Below are 231 nucleotides of genomic sequence, written 5' to 3' on the forward strand. Positions count from 1 at the left end.
GCCCTGTTCCCGGCGGAAGAGTTGCGTACACCTGTGCGACCTCCGCCCCTGCACGCGACCCGGTGTTCGTCACCGTGAAGGTGACGACTACATTGTTCGCTCCGTCAACCCGAACAGTCATGTCCGAGTAAGCGAATGCCGTATACGAAAGTCCGAACCCGAACGGAAACAATGGCTCGATGGCTTTCGCGTCGAACCAACGGTATCCCAGCAACAGTCCCTCGCGGTACT

Annotated in this window: 1 protein-coding gene; it reads right to left on the minus strand. The window is 58.9% G+C overall.

What is annotated here, in order from left to right; genetic code table 11:
- Positions 1–231, minus strand: a 231-nt coding sequence (locus SB689_RS24310; protein WP_410694575.1) for a hypothetical protein, incomplete at both ends; no start/stop codon positions are given.

This window comes from Chryseobacterium sp. SIMBA_038 (assembly GCF_046535115.1).
GTDB lineage: Bacteria > Bacteroidota > Bacteroidia > Flavobacteriales > Weeksellaceae > Chryseobacterium.